This is a genomic window from uncultured Pseudoteredinibacter sp. (assembly GCF_947502065.1).
Lineage (GTDB): Bacteria > Pseudomonadota > Gammaproteobacteria > Pseudomonadales > Cellvibrionaceae > Pseudoteredinibacter.
In genome coordinates this window covers 24,673-31,734 of the sequence record NZ_CANMYE010000016.1, presented here as the reverse complement: position 1 = coordinate 31,734, position 7,062 = coordinate 24,673, and the positions used below count along the sequence as shown (strand labels likewise).

The window sequence follows — 7,062 nt, the reverse complement described above, 5'->3', positions numbered from 1 at the left end:
GCACCTGCACCTGCACCTGCACCTGCACCTGCACCTGCACCTGCACCTGCACCTGCACCTGCACCTGCACCTGCACCAGAACAAATAGCACCGCCGGCAGCCAGCCCGGTTACTCAAGATCAGACCGCGTCTTCCTCGACTCCAGCCCCTGAAATGGAAATGGCCGAGGCCCTTGGTGAATACGCCCAGCCGAGCAGCAATCAACCCCTTGAGCAGCAAGCAACACCAGCGCCGACGCCAGTTGCCGAGCCAGCACAAGGTCCACAGGAAAGCTTGCCCGCAGATGGCCAATTAGTGGATATTCGTGGTTTAGCTCAGGAAGTAGTAGAGACTTTAAAGCCTGACAGTGAAGTGCCGGTTGAAACCGTTGAGCCTGTGGCTATTGCTCCTGTGCGTCCAATTAGTTTCGAAGAACTTGATCCAGAGACCTGGTTTGAACTTTACCGCCAATTAGATTTTAGTGGTGTCTTGCAAGCCACGGCTTCAAACTGCGCCTTGGTGCAACGTGACGAAAATGGTTTGGCCTTCGTGCTCGATGAAAGTAATAACCACCTTTACGACCAGGCTCATCAGCAGCGCATGGCGGATATTATTTCCGCCTATTATGAGCGCCCATTGCAGGTACAGATTGTCCAAGGTAAAGCGGGAGATGGCACGCCGGCGGCCATTATTGCGCGCTTAAAAGCGCAGCGTCAGGCCGAGGCACTAGCGGCCATTGAGACAGACCCGACCATTATCCAATTAATTGAAGAGTTTGAAGCCAAACTCATAACTGACAGTGTAAAACCTTTGGGGCCGGACCCATTAAAGGCTTAAAGGCATTGCTCAGTAACTTAAGGTAAAACCACGAGGAATTAGACATGAAAGGTCTTGGGGATTTGATGAAGCAAGCCCAGGAAATGCAAGCCAAAATGCAGAATATGCAAGAGGAGCTTGCCAATGCTGAAGTTCAAGGAGAGGCAGGCGCAGGCTTGGTAAAAGTTATTATGACTGGGCGTCATGATGTGAAATCGGTGTCTATTGATTCCAGTCTAATGGAAGAAGATAAAGAAATCTTAGAAGACCTGCTGGCCGCTGCAGTGAACGATGCTGTTCGTCGTGTCGAAGATGCGAACCGGGAAAAAATGGGCAGTATGACTGCGGGTATGGGAATTCCTCCTGACTTTAAGATGCCTTTTTAATGCACAAATTTTTTATAAGTTTATAAATAATGTTCAGCCCTTTAATAGATGAATTAATTAACGCCTTGCGAATATTGCCTGGTGTAGGCCCAAAGTCAGCTCAACGCATGGCTTTGCACTTGCTCGAGCGGGACAAACTTGGGGCAGCGAAATTGGCCGTTAGTTTGCAAGGCGCTGTAGATAAGGTTGGACGTTGTACTTTATGTCGGACATTAACAGAGCAGGAAATCTGCGCGACCTGCGCTAGCACCCAGAGAGACCCTCATTTACTTTGCGTGGTAGAAACGCCAGCCGATGTATTGGCTATCGAGCAGGCTGGTAATTACAGTGGCCGTTATTTTGTCTTACTTGGGCATTTGTCCCCCATTGATGGTATCGGCCCAGAAGATATTGGCGTTGATGTGTTATTGCAGCGTTTGCAAAATGAAGATATCCAGGAATTAATTCTTGCCACCAATCCTACAATTGAAGGAGAGGCTACGGCTCATTATTTGGCGGAGCAGGCCAAGCGTTTAGAGGTCAAGGTGTCTCGCATCGCCCATGGTGTTCCGCTTGGTGGAGAGCTCGAATATATCGACGGGGGTACACTAGCCCATGCTTTTAATTCACGTCAGGGTGTCTAAGTGAGCGAAGCACAGCAGTTACAGTGGATAGACAGTGCAGAGTCTCTGCGTGAGCTGTGTCAGCAATGTCTTGGCTGTGAAGCCATCGCGGTTGATACGGAGTTTATGCGCAGCAGTACATTTTATCCAAAAATCGGCCTGTTGCAGATTAATAATGGCTGCGCCAATTATTTAATCGACCCTCTGAAGTTAACGAGTGGTGATTTAGAGCCGCTTAGAGAGCTATGGCAAAGCCCGGCGGTGGTCAAAATCGTTCATGCCTGCTCAGAAGATCTTGAGGTGTTTCAACACTGGTTGGGGGTGAGTCCTGCGCCACTTTTCGACACTCAAATTGCGGCGGCTTATGCTGGGGTTGGCTTCTCACTGAGTTATGCAAAATTAGTTCAGAGTTTTCTAGGCTTGGAGCTGGAAAAAGGTGAAACTCGTAGCGATTGGTTGAAGCGGCCTTTGAGCGAATCACAATGCCATTACGCTGCCTTGGATGTGGAGTACTTACTGCAAGTCTATTCCCATCTTATGGATGCTTTGCATAAGTTAGGTCGATTAGAGTATGTGCAGGAAGATTGTGCGCGCTTAGTGGCGAACTCGAAAACAGATCAGGATTCAAGTCTTGCCTATTTGAAGGTGAAATCGGCTTGGCGTTTGTCTCCTAAGAGTCTGGCGGTTCTACAGTCGCTTTGCATATGGCGAGAGGAGCAAGCGCGCCTGCGTGATGTGCCCCGCAGCCGTTTGTTAAAGGATCCTCAGTTGTTTGCGATTGCCAAGCGCCCGCCAAAAAACATGAAGGAGCTTTCCCGTGTTGAGGGAATTCCGGCACGTACGCTGCGTGAAGACGGTCAGTATTTGTTAACGGCAAGCCTCCGTGCTGTGGAAGAGCAGGAAGCTTGGCCTGAAATGCTAGAAAAACCTTTAAGCGTTGAGCAGGGGCAGCAATTAAAGGCTTTGCGTGATCATGGTCATGAGATGGCCGCTGAAAAAAGTTTAGCGACGGAGTTGCTGTTCAATAAAAAAGAGTGGGAAGAATTACTGCGCCACTTTTTATTTTCGACACCTTTGCAGTCAGCAAGGTTTCAAGGGTGGCGTGCTGAGCAATTTTTGCCTGCACTGCGTGATTATTTTAAACAGTCCATTAAGGCTTAGCAGCAATTAACTGCTGCCACGCCGGATTTATAGAGTGCTTTGAGAAATGAAAAAGCTGATTTGTGAAGTTTTTCGCAGCCCCAAAGAAGAGGGCTTGTATTTGTATGTTGAAAAGGCAAAGGGTTTAAAAGAGGTGCCTGAAGCCTTATTGGAAAAATTTGGCACCCCTAAATCAGCCATGACCATGTTATTGGATGAAGAGCGCAAGCTGGCGAAGGCCGATAGCAAGAAGGTTTTAGCGGCCATCGAGGAGCATGGCTATTATCTGCAGTTGCCGCCTCCAAAAGAAGCCTATATGCAAGAAATTAATCATTACAATAGCAAATTATTTTAATGGCGTTTTGGCAAGAGAAGTCGCTTGAGCAGATGACCCCCCAAGAGTGGGAGGCGCTCTGTGATGGCTGTGGCCAGTGCTGCTTGCATAAGCTGGAAGACGAAGATACGGGGGCGTATTACTATACCGAGGTTGCCTGTGAGCTTCTCGATATCGATTGTGCCCGTTGTAGTGATTATAAGCATCGCAAAAAACGAGTGCCTGAATGTTTAAAGCTCAGTGTGGCTGATGTAGAGCATTTTCACTGGCTACCGAGCCAATGTGCCTATCGTTTATTGGCTGACGGTGAGCCATTACCTCAGTGGCATCCTCTTATAAGTGGTACAGCTCAGTCAGTTATAGACGCTGGCCAATCCGTGATTGGGCGAGTACTGCCAGAAAGCCAAGTGGCCGAAGAAGATTTCGAAGAACATATTATCTATTGGGTTGAGTAAGGCTCTTACTTAGTTGGGTGAAATTCAACTCGATACGCTACAAAAGGAGTTTGGGGATGAGCCCTGAAGATTATCAATTTGCCTGGTTGGCCTATCTGCTGGGCAGCGCAATTATTTTACTGGGGTGGTGGTTTGTCACCAAAGGTATTGCGAATCGATATTTGCGTAATAGCCTCAGGGTTATTGCCGCCGTATTACTTTTGACGCCCCATGCAACTCAAAGTGGTGAGATGTTGATGTCGCCGGCCCTTTTTGTCGCGGTGCTAGACCCTTTGTTTACAGAAGACGGCGACTTTCTTCGCGCCGGTGTTCCCCTGTTAAGTACTTTGGGGGTTTGTTTGTTGGCGTACTTTATGATCGACTTGCTGTTTTTAAAGCGCCGTCGCCGACAGGCCGAGCAAGCCGCCCTTGAAGCTGATCGCGCTGAGCTCTTGGAAGAAAGCCACAAGGTCTAGCTTGTGGTTAATTTAGGCGTCAGCTCTTTGAGTTCTCAGTGCGCCTTATCCTATCTTTGAAGTGCATGATGCTGTGTGCTTTCAGTCTAGTACTCACTAAACCTTAAGAATACTGCTATACCTACCTAAGCTGCGGTAAATATCTTTTCAATTCGGCCGATAACTAGTCCGAACGGGCTCTTTGTTCCTGCTTTTTGGGGCATGCATGGCTTAGCAGCGAGTGGATACACTGAATAGGAGGGCGGAATGCCGCAGTATCGCCGTTTACTGGATTTAAATCTTGCGCCTTTGATTGGCTTAACACTGTTACTTGGGCTGGCTATACCCTTGAATGGACAGGAGTTAGACGTTGATCAAAGCGTGCCGTCAAAGAGTGAAGCTGCTTCTGAGCAAGACGAGCGCTTGGCTGATGTGCGCTTACTGATCGATGTTTCAGGAAGCATGAAGCTTAATGATCCAGCTAATTTACGCCAACCTGCAATTGATTTGCTGGTGAAGTTACTACCTGAGGGGAGCAAAGCAGGCGTATGGAGCTTTGGTAAATATGTCAACATGCTGGTTCCTCATCAGGCGGTAACTGAAGATTGGAAGAATAAGGCAGCAAGTAAGGCTGAGGGCATAAACTCTAGCGGTCTATTTACCAATATCGGTTTGGCCTTGGAAAAAGCAAGCTACGATATCGAGCAGAGCGCCGATAAGTTTGATCGACATTTGATTCTGTTAACTGACGGCATGGTTGATATAGCTAAAGACCCTGATGCTAATCAGTTGGAATGGCAGCGCATTGCTAATGATCTATTGCCCAAAATTCAAGAAGCTGGGTTTAGTATTCATACTATTGCTTTGTCGGAAAATGCGGACAGTGATTTACTACAGCAACTTTCGAGAGCAACCGATGGCCACAGCGCGGTTGCCCATAGTGCCGACGAATTAATGCAGGCTTTTTTGCAAGCTTTTGATAAGGCTGCACCTGCTGAGCAGTTGCCGTTTGATGGCGAGAGTTTCTTGGTAGATTCTTCTGTTGAGGAGTTTACGGCGCTTATTTTTACCACTGAACCTTCACAGAACACTACGTTGATTGCACCGGATGGAAGCCGATACGACGCAGCTCGTCACGACGATTCAGTGAGTTGGTATGCTGGTGAAGGGTATGATCTCGTTACTGTGCAGCACCCGTTTGAAGGTGAGTGGCAAGTAAGCGCAAACGTCGCAGAAAATAGTCGTATTACCGTTGTTAGTGATTTAAGTCTCAAGGTTAAGGCCTTGCCGAATAATATTAACCCTGGGGAAATTATCGATTTAATCTTTAGCTTACGTCAGGAAGGTCAGGTAATAAACGACCCGGAGTTTTTATCGCTGCTCGATATAAATGCGCAGCTGAGCCTTCAGGGCGATGTTAGAAAACAGTGGAACTACAAAATTTATAGCGCAGGTACTGAGACGCCGGAAAATGGAATATTTCAACGGCAGCTGGAAGACTTTGCACAGCGTGGTCAGTATCTTCTGCGTTTGAATTTAGACGGTAAGAGTTTTCAGCGTTCATTCACTCACAGATTTAACAGTCAAGCGGCGTTTCAAGCAAAGTTGATCGAATCTGAAAATGACGAAGGTAAGCTTGGATATTTGTTGACGGTCAGCGGCGCCAACAAAAGTTTGGATTTGGATGCGACCACAGTTGATGTAATGCTGGTAGAGCAAGACGGTAATCAGCGCCCCTTTGTAATGGAGCTGGGTAGCCGAAACAATTGGCAGCTTTTTATACCAACTATGGCTGATGGCCTGTATCAATTCGAAATGGTTGTCAGTGGCAAATACCAGAGCGGAGAGCACCTGCGATATAATTTACCGCCTTTAAGCCTTGTCTTAGATGGCGATTCAATGTCGATTAGCGATGCGCCTATCTCACCGCCAGCAATAGAGGAGGAGATCGCGGAAGATGATAGCGAGGCGCTGGAAAACGCGCCCGTAGAGGAAACATCAGATCACAATTGGCTGCTCTATGGTTTGTTAGGCCTGGGCAACATTTTGGTCGTTGTATTGCTTTATATGGCTTATCGCTTTTTCATAATGGAAAAGCCAGAGCCGCAAGAGGATGACGAAGAAGAGGATTTTGTCGATGTAAATGCCGTAGTGGATGATTCAGAGCTTCCTGTAGAAGAGGCGATTGCCGAAGTTAAAGAAACGATTGCCGCCCAGCAAGAGCAAGCACAAAGTCCTCCTGAGAGCGATGTTGAAAAGAGTACTGAGAGCGATGGTGGCGAGGCCCAAGCGGCTGAGCAGCAGCCTTCGGCACAAGCCGCTGAAACTGAAATGGCTCCTGTGGAGGATGAAATGGGAGATCCTGAGGCTGCTGGTATAGGTGATGATATTCTCGCAATGGATGATCTTGACAGCACTAGCGCTGATGATACGAGCAGTGAATCAGAAATTGCTCCGGCAGATACGGTTGATGAGCCTAGTTCAGATGACGAGTTTGAGCCGCCGGTCTTAGATCAGCCCGTCGAGGCTGCCGAAGAGGCCGCGGCAGTGGAAGTTACACAAGCATCGGAAGATGTGCCTGCAGCAGCTGATGAAGCTGAGCCGGTGGTCGTAGAAGAGGCTGCGGCCGAGCCCAACATTGAAGACGAAATTGATGCTTTGTTGGAGCAGGGCAGTCAAGTTGAAGAAGACGACGACGATTGGGCGGCCGCCTTACAAAGTGAATTAGATGGCGCCGATGGCTCTGCAGAGGAAGTGGCAACAGACTTAAGTGAAAGTCTGGATTTGGCCGATGATGCGGTTGCTGATGCGGATTTAACGGAAATAAATAATAAGAAAAATGCCGAACCGGGCTGAACAATTACTGAATAGAACCCCGCCATTTATTTTAAAAAAGCCCTTGTTTTTAAGGGCTTG

General features: G+C 48.0%; 8 protein-coding genes. All 8 read left to right on the top strand.

The features are described from left to right. On the top strand, window positions 1-816 hold an 816-nt coding region (locus tag Q1A41_RS19915), incomplete at its 5' end, for a DNA polymerase III subunit gamma/tau C-terminal domain-containing protein (RefSeq protein WP_299982836.1). Between the two features lie 44 nt (window positions 817-860). Next, window positions 861-1,181: a YbaB/EbfC family nucleoid-associated protein gene (locus tag Q1A41_RS19910; RefSeq protein ID WP_299982833.1), complete on the top strand. Its 321-nt coding sequence runs from the start codon at window positions 861-863 to the stop codon at window positions 1,179-1,181. Window positions 1,182-1,210: 29 nt separating this feature from the next. Next, the gene (recR, locus tag Q1A41_RS19905; protein WP_299982830.1) at window positions 1,211-1,804 is read left to right on the top strand and encodes a recombination mediator RecR; all 594 of its coding nucleotides are present in this window, start codon (window positions 1,211-1,213) and stop codon (window positions 1,802-1,804) included. Continuing rightward, complete coding sequence (rnd, locus tag Q1A41_RS19900; protein WP_299982827.1) at window positions 1,805-2,944, top strand: ribonuclease D; 1,140 nt, start codon at window positions 1,805-1,807, stop codon at window positions 2,942-2,944. A 46-nt stretch (window positions 2,945-2,990) separates the two neighbouring features. After that, window positions 2,991-3,278, top strand: coding sequence for a YcgL domain-containing protein (locus tag Q1A41_RS19895; RefSeq protein ID WP_299982825.1), 288 nt, complete (start codon window positions 2,991-2,993; stop codon window positions 3,276-3,278). Then, a complete protein-coding gene (locus Q1A41_RS19890) occupies window positions 3,278-3,712 on the top strand; it encodes a YcgN family cysteine cluster protein (RefSeq protein ID WP_299982822.1) in 435 nt (144 codons plus the stop codon). Before Q1A41_RS19895 ends, Q1A41_RS19890 begins: the two co-directional genes overlap by 1 nt. 56 nt (window positions 3,713-3,768) lie before the next feature. Further along, a complete protein-coding gene (locus tag Q1A41_RS19885; RefSeq protein ID WP_299982818.1) occupies window positions 3,769-4,167 on the top strand; it encodes a hypothetical protein in 399 nt (132 codons plus the stop codon). Between the two features lie 246 nt (window positions 4,168-4,413). Further along, on the top strand, window positions 4,414-7,002 hold the full coding sequence (locus Q1A41_RS19880) for a VWA domain-containing protein (protein WP_299982815.1): 2,589 nt from the start codon (window positions 4,414-4,416) through the stop codon (window positions 7,000-7,002). Window positions 7,003-7,062: the final 60 nt, after the last annotated feature.

What these genes read in the sequence shown, in the direction of transcription:
- Q1A41_RS19910 (WP_299982833.1), top strand. Translation starts at nt 861, where the DNA reads ATGAAAGGTCTTGGGGATTTGATGAAGCAAGCCCAGGAAATGCAAGCC.
- recR (WP_299982830.1), top strand. Translation starts at nt 1,211, where the DNA reads ATGTTCAGCCCTTTAATAGATGAATTAATTAACGCCTTGCGAATATTG.
- Q1A41_RS19895 (WP_299982825.1), top strand. Translation starts at nt 2,991, where the DNA reads ATGAAAAAGCTGATTTGTGAAGTTTTTCGCAGCCCCAAAGAAGAGGGC.
- Q1A41_RS19890 (WP_299982822.1), top strand. Translation starts at nt 3,278, where the DNA reads ATGGCGTTTTGGCAAGAGAAGTCGCTTGAGCAGATGACCCCCCAAGAG.
- Q1A41_RS19885 (WP_299982818.1), top strand. Translation starts at nt 3,769, where the DNA reads ATGAGCCCTGAAGATTATCAATTTGCCTGGTTGGCCTATCTGCTGGGC.
- Q1A41_RS19880 (WP_299982815.1), top strand. Translation starts at nt 4,414, where the DNA reads ATGCCGCAGTATCGCCGTTTACTGGATTTAAATCTTGCGCCTTTGATT.